A 14,758-nucleotide genomic window follows, 5' to 3' on the forward strand; every position below is an offset into this window, starting at 1 on the left:
TGTAACACGAATTCTCTGGGCAGCATCGTGCCCGCCATCTACTCTGAACGCGTAGTTGGGTCGCTTGACCAAGTCATTTGACCAACACGGTTGAAAGCTAAGGAGAAGCATGACGGATAAGGCATATGCGCTGGTCACGGGCGCTGCAGGTGGTATCGGGTTGGAGGTCGCGCGACGACTTGCGTCTCGCGGTCATGTAGTTCTCGCCGCAGAACGAGACCAGATGCTGGCCGAGCAGGCCGCTGAACAGATCGGAGCGGGAGCGGTGGCGGTGGCGTGCGATCTGGCCGATGGTGCCGCCGTCGCGGCGTTGTCGGCGCGTATCGAGAACGAGTGGGGCAGCGAGTTGGAGGTGTGTTTCCTCAACGCTGGCATCGTCGTTCCCGAAGATGTCGTGGACACCTCGCCTGAACGGGTCGACCTGCAATTGCAGATCATGCTGGTGTCGGCGATCAAGCTGGCCCGCTCGACGGCGATCGCGATGACAAAGCGCGGTAGCGGGCACATTGTGGCGACCGTGTCGCAGGGAGCGGTACTCGCCCTGCCGGGCAGCGCAACGTATTCGGCGGCCAAGGCCGGGCTGCGTGGGTTCCTGGCTGCACTGCATCTGGAGCTTCGAGGCAGCGGTGTCACGGTCGGAGGCGTGTACCCGAGCGCGGTGGACACTCCGATGCTGCGGCACGAGGCGACCCACGGCGGCAGCCTTCTCAACTTCGTCGGCACGATCTCCTCACCCGGCGATGTCGCCGACGCGGTGGACAAAGCCCTGCGTACCGGCCGCGTGGAGATCTTCGTCCCGGCCTCCGACGGGATCCTCACCCGTTTGGCGCAGTCCATGCCACGGCTGGTCCCGCTGATGCTGCCCGCCGCCAACTGGATCGGGGAGAAAGGCCGCCAACGCTACCTCGCCCGCGTCGGCGCCTGACCCCCGTTCGTCACGATCAGATCTTTTACCCGACCATCGGAGAACCCATGACCAAGGAAAACAAGACCGCAACCCGCTCCACGGCCGAGGCCAACGGCACCAAGGAGACTCGGCAGGCTGCCGAGGTACTCGTCGACCGCGGCGATGCTGTCGCCATCGTGGGCGCTGGTCCGGCCGGGTTGAGCATGGCCCGCATGCTGCGCCACTACGGCGTCGAATACGACCAGTTCGAACGTCATTCCGACGTGGGCGGAATCTGGGATATCGACAATCCGGGAACACCGATGTACGAGTCGGCGCACTTCATCTCCTCACGCGACCTCTCGGGCTTCTACGACTTCCCGATGCCGAAGTATTTCGGCGACTATCCCAGCCGCCCGCAGATCCTGGCCTACACCCGCAGCTTCGCCGACACCTTCGATCTGCGACAGGCCATCTCGTTCGACACCGCGGTCGTGGCGGCCACCCCCGAGGGCGACCACTGGGTGCTGACCCTCGCCGACGGCCAGCAGCGTCGCTACCGGGGGGTGATCTGCGCGACGGGCACCAACTGGAGTCCGCGTATCCCGACCCATCCGGGAACCTTCGACGGCGAGGTCCGTCATGCGGTGACCCACCGTCGAGCCTCCGAATTCGCTGGTAAGCGTGTGCTGGTCGTCGGTCTGGGCAATTCCGGCGCCGACATCGCCTGCGACGCGGCCCAAGCTGCGGATGCGGCGTTCATCAGCGTTCGCCGCGGCTACCACATCATCCCCAAGCATGTGTTCGGCGTGCCCGCCGACAAGTTCGACGACACCAGTTTCACGATTCCGCGATGGCTCGAACGCCCGGTGGTGACCGCGCTACTGCGGCTGATCGTCGGCGACGTGACCCGATGGGGTCTGCCCAAACCCGATCACAAACTGCTCGAGAGCCATCCGCTGCTCAACAGCCAACTGCTGCACCATCTCCAGCATGCCGACATCGCTGTCAAACCCGATATCGAACGCTTCGACGGTCCGGACGTCGTGTTCACCGACGGGTCCCGCGAGAAGATCGACCTGGTGCTGTACGCGACGGGCTACGAGATGCGCATCCCGTTTGTGAACGCGGACCTGTTCGCCTGGAACGGCGACCGGCCGGCGCAGTACCTAACGGCGTTCAACCGTGAGCACCGCAACCTGTTCACCCTCGGCTATCTCGAAACCAACTCGAGTGCGTACACGTTGTTCGACAACATCTCCAACATCGTCGCCCAGTATCTGCGTGACCAGACGACCCAGCCACAGAGGGCTGCGCAGTTCGACCGCCTGATCGCCACCGACCGTCCCGACCTCAGCGGCGGTCTGCACCTCGTCAAGTCGGCCCGCCATGCTGGATACGTGGACGCGAAGTCGTTCAAGAAGGTCATCAAACGAGTGCGTAAGCAGATCGGCTGGACCGCTCTGACACCCCACTTCGCTGATCATCTGGCCCAGCCTCAGCAGGTACAGGTAGCGGCACGCTGACCGGACAGCAGCCACAGCACTGTGTGGCTGCGCCACCGCAGTCGCGCGGGATGAGCCGGTGCTCGTGGCACGCCACCACACGGATCGTCAACCGAGTCGGCCAGGATAGCTGTTGACTGCCGAGGCGCCGTGGATCGCCGTCCGAGCGGGATCTACGGTTGTATGCCGCTCGTGGTCTCGATGATCTTCGGCTTACATCCCGCTTGGGGCATGTTGACAGTGCCACTCATCGGGTTCGTGACGGGATTCGGATGGGCCTCGTTCGGCATGCTCGTTGCGGGTGTGTTCCGGTCGATCGAGAACTTCAACTACGTCCCTGGCATCGTCACCACCCCGCTATTCCTCACCGCTGGCACATACTGCCCGATTTCCGCACTGCCGAAGTGGACGCAGATCGTCGTCAATGCAAACCCGGTCTATCACTGTGTCCAGCTTGTCAGACATGCAGTGTTTGGCTTCTGAACCCAATGCATCGACCACATTCGAGGCGGTCGGTGAGGAAATATCCCGCGAGCCGAGATGATGTGACTGGCGAAGGTGACCACGTCCCCCAAAGTCTAATCGTAGCGGTAGAGCAGGTTCAGCCCACCTTTGTAGCAGAGAGCCTCGATCTCCAGGAAGAGCTGCATCTGCAATAGATACCGATCGCGTTAAAGGTCAGTTATGAGTTGAACCCATTCTGCGCGCAGAATGCCGATTTCTTTCGGAATTATATATGTGAATGCAACAATGGAGGGGCGATGAGCTTCAACGTATGGATTAGTGCTTGGCTGGTCGAGACATCGATTGCCCATTTGGCGAGTATCGGATTTCTAGCTTCAAGCTGGCGCAGGCCGATGACGCGACGGCCATCTCTGATGGCGATACCGGTGTCACACGGAGTCGGCGCCGCAACTGCATGTGTGTTGGGTTGCGATTGGTTTACTGCGGCGGCGATCGCGACCATCGGGATGGCGGCCACCGCGCTCGCGATTCGAAGATGGTCACAGTTTCGAGTGGTTGGAATGGCGGTATGGATTTCTTTTCTTTTGATGATTGTCAGTCAGATCCTATGGGGAACGCACTTTTTGATCTTATCGCACACCAGCATGGTGACATGGCTGCTACTGATAGTCATGGCTGTGGCGGGTCTGATAGTTCTTCCGGCTCATATTATTAATGTCTTCGAGCACTGGGAGGTTCTGCTCCGGCAGCAGTGGACTAGGCGGGCCGAGCCGCTTGCAGACTGGAAACCAGATAATTGGCCATCAAGGATCTCGATTCACGTTCCGACGCATGCTGAGCCGCCAGATTTGGTAATCGAGACCCTAAACGTGTTGTCGCAGTTGCGATACGTGGACTTCGAGGTATTGGTGATCGACAACAATACAGCGGACGAGACGTTGTGGCGGCCGGTTGGGGAGCATTGCCGTCGTCTCGGGCCCAAGTTCCGCTTCCTGCACGTCATGGGTATAACCGGCGCGAAAGCCGGTGCACTGAACTGGGCTCTGCAGCACACGGATCCGACTGCCGAGCTTGTTGCAGTGGTGGATGCCGACTACCACGTTGATCCAGATTGGCTGAAGCACACGATCGGCTTTTTTGATGATCCGGAGATGGGATTCGTTCAATGTCCGCACGCCTATCGTGACTACAGCGACTCAGTATTCGGGAGAATGGCCAACGCCGAGTATGCGATGTTCTTTCAAACGTCCATGGTGTCGTTGGATGAACATGGTGCCGGTTTGACTGTGGGAACCATGTCACTAATTCGCCGCAATGCGCTACTGGAGGCCGGAGGCTGGGCCGAGTGGTGTCTGACCGAAGATTCCGAACTGGCCATCCGCATCCATGCCCTCGGGTACCGATCCGTCTATTTGACCAAGGCCTATGGCAGGGGGCTGATCCCAGAGACATACGCGGGCTACAAGAAGCAGCGGTTCCGGTGGACCTATGGTCCAGTGCAGGAGTTTCGGACACATTGGCGACTGTTTGTGCCTGGTCCAGCGAGGTCTCCCTCTGCACTCACGGTCCGCCAGCGGATGCACCACGCGGTACATGGGTTGTCCATAGGACTGGCGGGCCTTCAACTGGTACTCATCGCGCTCTCGATAGCCTTGATCGCCGCGGCCGCCTGGAATCAGGACTCGCCCCCTCTTCTAGTACCGGCCTGGACTGCCCTAATTGCTATGGCGGCGTCGCGGAAAGCCATGCGGGCGCTGACCTATCGTCATGTGCTTCACTCGACCTGGCGGCAAGCGGCCGGTGGGGAGATCGCCACCGCCGCGCTGACCTGCGTGATCGCTGTCGCTGCTTTTGCCGCTGACATCGGATTACCCGCACATTGGCAGCGCACCAACAAGTTCCGCTCGTTGCCTTCCGGCTCGGGCGCGTTACGCGTAGCCGCCGGCGAGACCGTTTTGGGCATTATTTCTTTGTCGGTAGGCATCGGCGCCATCATCGTGGCATCGCCTGGTCTAACGCTCGCTATCGCCATAGGACTCATCAACTACAGCATGTTTTTTCTGGCTTCTCCGGTGATCGCGGTGATAGCTGACCGGGATCTGCGGCGGAAATCAATCTCCGACAGCCGGCATTCCCATACCGAATCCGTCAGTCGAGTAGTAGATGCAACTTAATTTAGGGTCCGTCACCACACATTAGTGCGTCCGCGCGCATCTAGCGAGTGGCGACAATGCCAGAGTCGCGTCGGTTGCATCAACTTTGCGGCCATCGACTGATGTTCCTGCGGCAACAACAGAGCGCAGATGAGCATCGAGCCCGATCTTGCTTGCCGAACCCGATCCGTCTGTCTGGCAGTACAGAACCGTCCCGGCTTTGTCAGCGCTGCTTCCCGCCCTCACCGGTGTCTCCCGGATCGGACTGCGCTCCGCTCCTACCAGACCACGGCCGCACTGACAGAGCAAGAAACCTGGCATCGACCATGACGTAGATCGCCCTCCGACCGGGCCGGATGTCGTCAGTCGAGGAAGTGTTCGAGTTCCGCGGTGACGAATTGGGGATTCTCCTCGACGAGCCAGTGCCCCGCGTGCGGGACGTCCACGGCTCGCACGATGTTGGTCAGGCGCGGAGAGAGGGTGGTTCGGATCGCGTCGAGTTGGCCCTGGGCGGTCATGAGCAGGGTCGGGACGGATGTCGGTGGGTCAGCGACGGTGTCGCGGACGTCCTTGTCGAGAGCGCGATAGAGCTCGAAGCCGACCGACAGGGCCTCGGGGCGACTGTAAGTGCGTGCGAATTCGTCGATCTCGGCGTCGGTGAATGGGGACCGTTGCGAGGTGCCGCCGAATGCCGTGCCGCCGAAGGAGACCTGCGGGTAGAACATGGCCAGGTACTCGCGGACGTGGTCGCCGACGATCGCTTCGGGGACCCGTGGCTGGGAGTGGAAGGCGATGTGCCAGCTCAGCGTGCGGTAGGTGCGTGCATCGATCGCGGGGCCGGGCAGCGGTAGGTCGAGGTAGCCGAGGCGGGCGGTGTCGGCGGGGAACTGGTCGGCGTACTGGAATGCGACGGCGGCGCCGAAGTCGTGTCCGACAACGCGGGCGTCCCGCACTCCGAGCCGGTCGGCGATCAGGGTGTGCACGTACCGGGCGAGGGTGGCCTTGTCGGAGCCGGTTGGTAAGCCGGTGCTGTCACCCAGTCCGGGGAGGTCGATGGCGTAGACGGTGTGGTGTTCGGCGAGGGCGGGCATGATCGGCCACCAGCCGTACCAGGTCTGGGGCCAGCCGTGGATCAGCACCACCGGGCTGCCGTGGCCGCCGGTCACGTAGTGCATGCGGACGCCGTCGACGTCGGCGAAATTGTGCTGAAAAGTGTTGTCGAACTTGGGATCCCCGTGCGTGGCGGTGGCGTAGGAGGGGACGGCGGGGGTTGTCGTGGAGCAGGCCGCGGTTGCCATCGTGAGCAGGATCGTGAGTGCGATGGTGGCGACCGCGCGCGTGGCGCGGGGCAAGCCGTGTGGCCGGGTTGCGGTGATCATGTGGTCCTGTCCTGGATGAAGTCAGCGGCCGGTCGTGCCGTCGAATAGTTCGCGGAGGATGTCAGCGTGGCCCGCGTGGCGGCCGGTTTCCTCGATCATGTGGGTGAGTGCCCAGCGCAGGCTGGGAGCGGAACGGCCCGGCTGCGGAACCGGTGCGCCGAGATCGGTGCAGCTGGCGAGTATTTCGTTGGCCCGCTCGACCGCCTCGCGGTAGCGGGCGACGACCTCGGCCACGGTGTCGGTCGGTGCGGCCTGGAACGTTGCCTGCCAGTTGGTGACCCGGTCTCCGAGGAACATCGAGCGCTCGACGAAGGTGAGATGCCGGAGCAGGCCGAGCAGGTTCGTGCCCGACGGCACCGCGGCCGTTCGCACCTGCGGTTCGGGGGCGCCCTCGACCTTCGCGGCGATCGCGGCCCGCAGATAGTCGAGAAAGCCGCGCAGCACCTCGGCCTCGCTGCTTCCGGTGCGGGGCGGCGGAGTGTCGTTGCGGCGCTTGGCGGTTGGCACGATGGCCTCCTTCGCAGGGGTTAGGCGGTGCGGCGGATGAGCAGGACGTGGTCGGTGACCTCGGCGGTGCGCCCGTCCGGGCCCGTCGCGGTACGGCGGGGCGTGTCGGCGCGCTCGACCGTCCACGTCGCCGGATCCAGGTCGATTCCGGCCGCGACCTCATGCGGGGACGGGTACCGGACGTCGGGATCCTGATTCCACGACCAGGGCGCGGTCGAGCCGTGGTCGACGACCAGCAGCCGCCCGCCCGGCCGCAGCGCGTAGGCGGCCAGGCGCAGGACGGCGACTCTGTCGAGGTCGAACGGGGTGTGCAGGTAGTGAGCGGAGACCAGGTCGAACCGCCCCGCGGGAAAGGACTCGCGCAGGTCGTGCCGCTCGCCGGCGATCCGGTCGTCCAGGCCGTGTGAGCGGGCGAGGCCGGCGAGCCGCTCGATCGCCACGGCCGAGATGTCAACTGCGGTCACCCGCCAACCGCGCCGGGCGAGCCACAACGCGTCGCCGCCGTCGCCGCAGCCGAGGTCCAAGACGTTGCCCGGTGACACATCCGGAACCGTCTCGGCGAGAAGAACATTCGGACGCGGGTCCGCGGGCGCCGGCCGGTCGGCATACACCGCGTCCCAGAACGTGACCGCATCGGTGGTGGTCATCGAGACTCCTTACTGTCGGAATAGGCTGAGTCTCATCCGGCGCACCAAGGTCTGGCACGCAATCTTGCGGTTCCGGCAAGATGGGCGGATGGACCCCGAAACAGATGACGTGCTCGACGCGGTGGGCCCGCGGCTGCGTGCGTTACGGCGCGAGCGCGGTATCACCCTCGCCGATCTCGCGACGACGACCGGTGTCTCCGAGAGCACGCTGTCGCGGCTGGAGAGCGGGCAGCGCCGGGCAACCCTCGAGTTGCTGCTGCCACTCGCTCGCACCTACGACGTGCCGTTGGACGACCTCGTCGGTGCGCCCCGCACTGGCGATCCCCGAATCCATCTGAAACCGATCCGGCGGTTCGGGATGGTCTTCGTGCCGCTGTCCCGGAGGCCGGGCGGGGTGCACGCGTTCAAGATGATCATTCCCAGGGTTCCGGCACCGCTCGAGCCGACGCCGCAAACGCACGACGGCTTCGAGTGGCTGTATGTGCTCAACGGCCGCCTCCGATTGGTGGTCGGCGAGCGCGATCTGACCTTGCCGCCCGGCGAGGCCGCGGAATTCGACACCTCCCTACCGCACTGGCTGGGCAGCGCCGACGGCGGCACGGTCGAGCTGCTCATCCTGTTCGGCTTGCAGGGGCTGCGGTCGCATGTACACGCCGATACACATCGGTGAGCCTCACGCGGCGCCGAGGCGACCAGGTCGCTGACGGATATGGCATGGAGCACTCGTGAACTCGCCGAACTCGCCGGCACCAGCCAGCGGACGGTGCGGCACTGCCACGACGCCGACTACTTGCCGAGCCCGAACGGGCGGACAACGGCTACAAACGCTACGGGGTGACCCACCCGGTTCGGCTGCTTCGGATCAAAAAGCTTACGGCGCTCGGCTTTTCACTGTCCTGCTGCGCGCGTGATCACCGGACCACGATGTGCTGGCAGGCTGTTAGAGGTCTGCGTCCCAGAGCGTCTATCTGACAACCACTTTGCCCGGATGCATGGAACAGATGATCGGCCTGGCACTGGCGATGCGGGAGATCTGCGAACGCCTCGCGGCCGACACCACCGCGGCCCGACCAGCGCAGGGCCGCTGCCCGGGCCGCGGTGGCGGCGAACTTCGTCCGGATGCAGTACGGGGTAGGGTAGCGACCCCAAGATCCGTTCCGGCCCTTCGGCTTTCGGCCCTGGATAACCTGCTACCCGCGAGGGCAACCCGAACCGGCAACAGGTCATCGGTGCTGGTCAAGCCATTGTCTTTGTTTTTCGTGCGATTACTACGACTGCCGCCAATTGCAGCGGATGCAAATTCGCGACTGTGTGTCCGTCAGCCGCACTTCGGGCGCAAAAGTACTCGCGACCAACGGAATCCGGCGACACAGCGAGGGTTGAGAGAGTATGCCGACAGATATTTCGATGGACGGATTCAGCTCAGTTACCTGCGGTTTCGCGGCAGTCGCATCCGATGCGAGATTATCGCATCGGATGCGACCCACCAGGACCTGGCCGAGGGACGGCGCCGACCTGGGACGAAACGTCCGCTGGCCTCAACCGGACCTCCCGAAGCCCCCGCAATGCACCACAATCGGAGACGGTCGAATACGCGACTCCACCAGTCCGGGACCCCGGGCTGCAGCCGCAGCTCATCGCCTGAGTCGGCTGGGGGCTCAGCCGTCCTCGCTCGGTCGCACAGGTCTGTTGAACCAATGCCGGCCGAGCCTGGTGTGCAGCTGGTTGGGCTGGGGTGAGACCTTGGGGCTCGAGATGATGGTGCAGCTGAATAGTCTTGCCACGTCGGTGATGGTTTCAGGCTCGGCGAGGATGAGGATCTCGTTAGCGGTCGCCACCGCATCACGGGTGACTCGGCGTGGTGCCGCTGCTGGCCGAGCGCGGGATCGAGTTATCGCGTGAGCAGGTGTTCCGGCTGGTCACCCAGCCCCCGCAACGCCTGTCCACGGACAGAACATCAATTACTTCGGCGCGATCGAGGTCGACATCGATGCCGAGCTGGCCCAGCTCGGCCCGACCGGGTACCGGCCGCTGCGCATCCGTAACACCCTGTTCTGATCGCAGCTGCCACCACGTTCGTTCGACCTGCTTCGCCTCGCCGTCTCGCCATCCGGGTCAGCTGGTGGACAGTTTGGTGCCAAAGTCAACCTTGACGGTGTGGATGCGCCAGCTGTCGCTGGTCCGCAGGTAGGTGATGTCGGTGCTCATGTAGACCGCGCGCGGATCGCCGGCCATCACCGAGGTCACCCACATCAGCCAGTGTGCTGTCGCGGTGTCGCCGTCGAGGACGATGATCGGGTTCACGAAGGCGTGCATCGAGAACTCCACGACCGAGGTAGCGGCGGGCAACGCGGCGAGGATCGCGTCGATACCGACGGTCACCTCGCCTTCATGGCTCTCCCATCTCGCGTCGGTGGCGAAAACCTGGGCGACGGCGTCGAGATCGACAGTCTTGCCGTTCCAGCCCTTGTTGATGGCGTCGGCGTAGCGCGCGGTCAGATCGCGGATCGCTTCGAGATCTTCCAGTCGCTGAATTCGCTGTTGCAGTGTGGCATTCATAGCTATCACCTCAATTTTCGGTGGAGTCGGCGCGGGTGGCCGCGGCGACGGAAGCCAGGACCTGGGTCAGTTCCCGGGCGGGATCGTGTGGCGCGACGCGGGTCCGCCACGCGATGTAGCCGTCGGGCCGGATCAGTGTGGTGCCGGTGGACTCGATGCCGTAGGCGTGCTCGAACGCCTCGTGGTCGTCGAACTCGACGTCGGTTCCGGCCTGCTGGAAATCGACTCCGATGCCCAGCTGCGCGGTCGCCTGGGCGGCTGCGGCGGCCCAACGCTCATCGGCTGAGAGCAGGACCCAGTCGCGTTCGATCAGATCGAGCGTTGAGCGCTTGTCGTCGCCGATGCGCACCCACTGGTGCGGGGCGCGGGTACCGGGCTGACCCGCCCACTGCTCGGGGAGTTGCGCGGTCGGCAAGGACGCGTCCGCACCCAGCACCGCAGCCGAGCGGTACAGCTGCCCCAACTCGATGGCCGAATCGTCGAGCACGGGGGTATCAGGGGTATCGACTTTCAAGAAGGCCTTGTAGTCGGCGCGAGCGAACAGTTGATCGTGACGCAGGTCTGCGGTCGGGCGGCGCTCGGCGTCGTAGGTGTTCAGCAGCCGCGGGTCCGACTCGCCCGAGAGCACCGCGGCCAGTTTCCAGGCCAGGTTGTGCACATCGTCGATGCCGGTGTTGGCGCCGTACCCGCCGCGGTTGGGCGGCAGTTGGTGCGCTGCGTCACCGGCGAGGAAGATTCGTCCCTGCGAGAATCGGTCGGCGATCAGACCGGCCAGCTTCCACCGGCCGGTGGTGATGAGTTCGATGGGGATATCGGTACGGCCGATCGCGCGCTGCACCAGTTCGATCTGCTGGGCGGGGGTGCGTTCGACGTCATCGGAGAGCATCAGCACCCACCGGCCATCGGAGTAGGTGGTCAAGAACGCCGTGAAGTCGGGCTGCTCGATCTCGAACTGGACCACGCCGTGCTGCAGGTAGTCCTCGAGGGGGGCGCGGAACAAGATGCTGCGCTGCACCGACAGTGGGCCGACGCCGTGACGCTCGATCCCTAGGTTGGTGCGCACCGGGCTGTCCGCGCCGTCGGCGGCCACCACATAGCGGGCGCGCAGGGCGTACTGGTGGCCGTCGTCACGGCGGCGCAGCGTCGCGGTGACGCCGTCGTTGTCCTGGGCCAGGTGCAGCAGTTCGGTGCCCAGGCGCAAGTCGGCACCGTACTCGCGGGCTCGCTCACGCAGTAGCGGTTCGAGTTTGTCCTGGGTGATCGCGATCGCGTGGACAGGTGAATGGTCGGCGCCGTAGGAGCCCTTGCCGCCGGGGCTCCATGGATATTCCTCCAACCAGGTGCCGCTGAGGCTCTCCACCCGGGCGCGCCGCGGCGGTTTCATGCCTTGCAGTGAGGTGGGCACCTCGACGCCGGTCTGACGGAAGTGCTCGATGGTGCGGGTAGTGAAACCGATCGCCCGGGGGTGCGGCGAGCTGCCGTAGTGCTTGTCGACCACCACGACGGGCACGCCCTGCCAGGACAGGAAAACCGCTGCGGACAGTCCGACGAGGCTTCCGCCGACGATGAGGACCGGTATCTGTTCGAGTTCGTTGACGCTCATTTCGATCATGCCTTCCGAGGTCTCGCTGGTATATCCGCTCCAGAAAAACACAATCGACTAACAAAGGCAAGTCACTTACGTTTTTAACTCACTTGCTTTCTCTGGTAGCGTGGGTGCATGCCTCCTGCACCACTCGGACGCCGCGCGCGCAAGAACTCCCAGACTCGCCGCGCCCTCGCGGACGCCGCCGAGCAGCTGTTTCTGGAGAAGGGCTACGACCAGGTCAGCGTGAAGGAGATCGCCGACGCGGTCGACATCTCGGTGCCGACGATGTTTCGCCACGTTCCCGACGGCAAAGAGGCCATAATGTTCGACGACGGTGCCGAACGTCTCGAGAGCCTGCTGACCGCGGTCACCCAGCGCCCGGCCGGACAGTCGCTAATGGCAGCGCTGCGCGAGTTCCTGCTGGGGCGGGGGCTGTTCCTCATCGATCCGAGCCCGGAGATCCGCCGTCGCACCGACCTGATCATGAGCACCCCCGCATTGCGCGAATACTCGCGCCGATTGTGGATCCGGTGCGAGACGCCCTTGGCCGCTGCGATCGCCGCCGAGTTGGGCAGGCCACCCGAGGACATCACCGCCCGCGCTATCGCACGCTACGTCCTCGAGATTCCTCAATTCGTCGCCGGCGAGCCCGATCCCCGCGCCGCCCTGGATGCGATCTTCGCCTTGCTGGAACACGGCATGCACGGCATGAGCTGACGTCGGCCACCATGAACACCTCACCTGGACATATGACCTGCCCCACCGTCCGCCGCAACTGTAGCGCCGCCATTACCGCCCCATCGCCTCGTGCGCTTTCAGCGGTCGCGGCTCCGGTGGGGGATCGGACTCGGCCGCCAGGCCCTGGCACACCTGCGTCAAACGCGCCGCCACACCGACCCCGGCCCTCCCGAGGCCACCTCGCGGGCTCGATCGCGCAGTCCGCTTCGCCAGGACGGGCAGAGCAGCCTCGCCTGCTCCGGCGTCAAAAACATTGAGGTTCAGACACTCGTCTCCGGGGATCCGGTCGCCGCCGATCAATGCGTGGACCGGTGGCGGGTACGGCGCCTGCACGTATGTGGGCCCGCGTGGAGCGCATCGCGTATTCCCGGCCACCGCGGACCCGGCTGGGGTAGTTGGAAGCGTGCAGATCCGACAGGTGCGGCCGCATAAGGGATTCCGAGGAACTCGGTCATGCCGTCCCTGCTGGGCCTGCGGACCTTGCCACTGGCAATGGAAGCAATGGGCTCCATATGGCTCCTTGTCCGGAGCCGACTGTCCACTGCCGCCAACCGTCCGCCAAGCGCTCAGTTCCGGACCTTGCTCATGCGGTAGCGGAGTCGGTATTCATGGGTGCAAATCAATTGACGCAGGGTTGGACGGATCGATGGCGGTCCTGGCCGGTGACGGCCGATCCCACGACAACCGGTTCCGATAGGCCCAGACCGCACCGATACCGGTCGTGCCTGGACTATCTGAATCTGGTGCGGTGCAGCAGCCATCGGCCGCCGAGTGCCGCGATGACCAGGTGGGCGGCCAGGCCGATGCCTGCGGCGGCGAGTCCGACCATGCTGCCCAACCACAGGTGCGCGGCGATGCCGAGGATGATCAGCGGTAGCGCGATAACCCGCACCGCACCGACGGCCCGGCCTGTTGGGTGCCTCATCCGACCGTGTCCGGCTTGATGGCGGTGACATAGCGGATCCATGGGTGCAGATCTCCCGAGGTGATCTGCTCGAAGCCCGCGTCGGCGATCAGCGGTTCGAGCAGGTGGATCGGGTTGTGTTCCATGGCCGGGCCGGTCAGCGCGCCGACGAGATGCCTGCCGATCGGATTCGCCGGTGGCCGGAATTCGCCGATCAGTAGCCGTCCGCCCGGGCGCAGCACCCGTCGCATCTCTGTCAACGCCGTCGCCCGCAGATCCTCGGGCAGGTGGTGCAGCATCAGGCAGTTCGCTACCACGTCGAACGAATCGTCCTCGGCGGTCAGCGATTCGGCGACGCCGACGGTGTAGGTGCAGTTCGGTTCGACGGTGATCCGGCGTGCCCGCTCGAGGACCGCCGCGGATGGATCCAGGCCGACCACTGTTGCGGCGACCGAAGCTAGCCGACGGGTCAAATAGCCGGTGCCGCAACCGATATCGAGGGCCCGATCACCGGGACCGGCACCGCTCAGTTCGGCGAGGCGGCGGTACACGCGGCCACGACGTCCGCCGAAGAACACCGCACCGAAAACGTCATAGCTGCGTCCGTGATCGATGGTGAGTCCGGCGGTGCCGGGGTTGGGATTGTGATGCATCAGATGTCCGAGGCCCATGGCCAACTCCTTAACTTAGTGACGACTAAGATGGTTCTAACTTAGTTGTCACTAAGTTAAAGCGCAAGAGTCGATACGATGAGGTCATGGCTCGCGCATCCTCGACTCCGGCAGATCCGCGGCGCACCCGCCTCAGTGCCGCCGACCGGCGTGCGTCGATCATCGACGCCGCCACTGTGGTCTTCGCCGAGTCGGGGTTCCAGCGCAGCACCATGGCTCAGATCGCGGCGCGGCTCGGCGTCACCGAGCCTGTGCTGTTTCAGAACTTCGGCTCCAAAACAGGGCTCTACGCCGCCGTCGTGGCACACGCCTCCGGACAGATGTCGGCAATGATGCGCGCCTTTGCCGCTGAAACGGATTCGGTCGCAGGTCTTTTGGCGCACCTGCTCAGTCCCGGCCACATCGACGAACTGCACGCCCCTGGTTCACTCGGGGTGATCTTCGCCGACGCGATGACCCTGACCGCCGAACCCGCCGTCGAACAAGCCGTCCGCCAGCACATGAGCGAACTCGCCGACGCCCTCGCCGAAGTCGTGATCCAAGGGCAGCGGGCAGGCGAACTCCGTTCCGACCTCGACCCGGACGCGGCCGCCTGGCTGATCCTGTCCTTCCTGGCCGCCCATCGCTTCCGCAGCACCGTCATGCCCGACCGGCAATGCCTCGAAGACCACATCGCCGCCATGACACTGCGCACATTAGTGGAACCGGGCTCACCGACGCAGCCGTGACCAGGCAACGCCGGAGGCGGGAACCGGC

The 14,758-nt window shown here is 64.5% G+C and carries 15 protein-coding genes and 2 pseudogenes; 9 read left to right on the forward strand and 8 right to left on the reverse strand.

Annotated elements, in window-relative coordinates:
* Window positions 1-109: 109 nt before the first annotated feature.
* The 4 genes from ACIBI6_RS34300 (at window position 110) to ACIBI6_RS34315 (ending at window position 5,030) form a co-directional block, all read left to right on the forward strand.
* Window positions 110-925: an SDR family NAD(P)-dependent oxidoreductase gene (locus ACIBI6_RS34300; RefSeq protein ID WP_396959024.1), complete on the forward strand. Its 816-nt coding sequence runs from the start codon at window positions 110-112 to the stop codon at window positions 923-925.
* A 47-nt stretch (window positions 926-972) separates the two neighbouring features.
* Window positions 973-2,412 carry a flavin-containing monooxygenase gene (locus ACIBI6_RS34305; protein WP_396959026.1) on the forward strand — a complete coding sequence of 480 codons (1,440 nt, stop codon included), beginning with the start codon at window positions 973-975 and terminating at the stop codon, window positions 2,410-2,412.
* Window positions 2,413-2,592: 180 nt separating this feature from the next.
* Window positions 2,593-2,874 (forward strand): ABC transporter permease, encoded by a 282-nt coding sequence (locus tag ACIBI6_RS34310; protein ID WP_396959168.1) that lies wholly within the window; start codon window positions 2,593-2,595, stop codon window positions 2,872-2,874.
* A gap of 278 nt (window positions 2,875-3,152) precedes the next feature.
* Window positions 3,153-5,030: a glycosyltransferase family 2 protein gene (locus ACIBI6_RS34315; RefSeq protein WP_396959028.1), complete on the forward strand. Its 1,878-nt coding sequence runs from the start codon at window positions 3,153-3,155 to the stop codon at window positions 5,028-5,030.
* A 341-nt stretch (window positions 5,031-5,371) separates the two neighbouring features.
* Here ACIBI6_RS34315 and ACIBI6_RS34320 read toward each other — a convergent pair whose 3' ends face one another.
* The 3 genes from ACIBI6_RS34320 to ACIBI6_RS34330 are packed head-to-tail and all read right to left on the reverse strand — an operon-like array spanning window position 5,372 to window position 7,542.
* Window positions 5,372-6,388, reverse strand: a complete 1,017-nt coding sequence (locus ACIBI6_RS34320) for an alpha/beta fold hydrolase (RefSeq protein ID WP_396959030.1) — start codon at window positions 6,386-6,388, stop codon at window positions 5,372-5,374.
* Window positions 6,389-6,409: 21 nt separating this feature from the next.
* On the reverse strand, window positions 6,410-6,895 hold the full coding sequence (locus tag ACIBI6_RS34325; RefSeq protein ID WP_396959032.1) for a DinB family protein: 486 nt from the start codon (window positions 6,893-6,895) through the stop codon (window positions 6,410-6,412).
* Between the two features lie 20 nt (window positions 6,896-6,915).
* The gene (locus tag ACIBI6_RS34330; protein WP_364360343.1) at window positions 6,916-7,542 is read right to left on the reverse strand and encodes a class I SAM-dependent methyltransferase; all 627 of its coding nucleotides are present in this window, start codon (window positions 7,540-7,542) and stop codon (window positions 6,916-6,918) included.
* 88 nt (window positions 7,543-7,630) lie between these two features.
* Between ACIBI6_RS34330 and ACIBI6_RS34335 the strand changes: the two genes are divergently transcribed.
* The 3 genes and pseudogenes from ACIBI6_RS34335 to ACIBI6_RS34345 form a co-directional block, all read left to right on the forward strand.
* On the forward strand, window positions 7,631-8,212 hold the full coding sequence (locus tag ACIBI6_RS34335; RefSeq protein WP_396959035.1) for a helix-turn-helix domain-containing protein: 582 nt from the start codon (window positions 7,631-7,633) through the stop codon (window positions 8,210-8,212).
* Between the two features lie 39 nt (window positions 8,213-8,251).
* A pseudogene (locus ACIBI6_RS34340) lies at window positions 8,252-8,436 on the forward strand (MerR family DNA-binding transcriptional regulator); the annotation flags it as partial.
* 964 nt (window positions 8,437-9,400) lie between these two features.
* Window positions 9,401-9,493: pseudogene (locus ACIBI6_RS34345) on the forward strand (XRE family transcriptional regulator); the annotation flags it as partial.
* 164 nt (window positions 9,494-9,657) lie between these two features.
* Here ACIBI6_RS34345 and ACIBI6_RS34350 read toward each other — a convergent pair.
* Both ACIBI6_RS34350 and ACIBI6_RS34355 read right to left on the reverse strand, forming a co-directional pair.
* Entirely contained in the window at window positions 9,658-10,101 is a 444-nt protein-coding gene (locus ACIBI6_RS34350) for a nuclear transport factor 2 family protein (RefSeq protein WP_364359895.1), read from the reverse strand.
* Window positions 10,102-10,111: 10 nt separating this feature from the next.
* Window positions 10,112-11,704, reverse strand: coding sequence for an FAD-dependent monooxygenase (locus ACIBI6_RS34355; RefSeq protein WP_396959037.1), 1,593 nt, complete (start codon window positions 11,702-11,704; stop codon window positions 10,112-10,114).
* Window positions 11,705-11,821: 117 nt separating this feature from the next.
* On the opposite strand from ACIBI6_RS34355, the gene ACIBI6_RS34360 reads away from it, so the two are divergent.
* Complete coding sequence (locus tag ACIBI6_RS34360) at window positions 11,822-12,406, forward strand: TetR/AcrR family transcriptional regulator (protein ID WP_396959039.1); 585 nt, start codon at window positions 11,822-11,824, stop codon at window positions 12,404-12,406.
* Window positions 12,407-12,723: 317 nt separating this feature from the next.
* On the opposite strand, the gene ACIBI6_RS34365 is transcribed toward ACIBI6_RS34360, so the two are convergent.
* The 3 genes from ACIBI6_RS34365 to ACIBI6_RS34375 all read right to left on the reverse strand — a co-directional run bounded on the left by ACIBI6_RS34365 (window position 12,724) and on the right by ACIBI6_RS34375 (window position 14,002).
* Window positions 12,724-12,939: a carboxylesterase family protein gene (locus ACIBI6_RS34365; RefSeq protein WP_396959041.1), complete on the reverse strand. Its 216-nt coding sequence runs from the start codon at window positions 12,937-12,939 to the stop codon at window positions 12,724-12,726.
* Between the two features lie 218 nt (window positions 12,940-13,157).
* Window positions 13,158-13,352, reverse strand: coding sequence for a hypothetical protein (locus tag ACIBI6_RS34370; protein WP_396959043.1), 195 nt, complete (start codon window positions 13,350-13,352; stop codon window positions 13,158-13,160).
* The gene (locus ACIBI6_RS34375) at window positions 13,349-14,002 is read right to left on the reverse strand and encodes a class I SAM-dependent methyltransferase (RefSeq protein ID WP_396959045.1); all 654 of its coding nucleotides are present in this window, start codon (window positions 14,000-14,002) and stop codon (window positions 13,349-13,351) included. The genes ACIBI6_RS34370 and ACIBI6_RS34375 overlap by 4 nt, the downstream gene beginning before the upstream one ends.
* 86 nt (window positions 14,003-14,088) lie before the next feature.
* Between ACIBI6_RS34375 and ACIBI6_RS34380 the strand changes: the two genes are divergently transcribed.
* Window positions 14,089-14,730: a TetR/AcrR family transcriptional regulator gene (locus ACIBI6_RS34380; RefSeq protein WP_396959047.1), complete on the forward strand. Its 642-nt coding sequence runs from the start codon at window positions 14,089-14,091 to the stop codon at window positions 14,728-14,730.
* The last annotated feature ends 28 nt before the right edge of the window (window positions 14,731-14,758 follow it).

Origin of the sequence: Nocardia sp. NPDC050412 (assembly GCF_044458825.1) — a bacterium.
Classification (GTDB): Bacteria; Actinomycetota; Actinomycetes; order Mycobacteriales; family Mycobacteriaceae; genus Nocardia.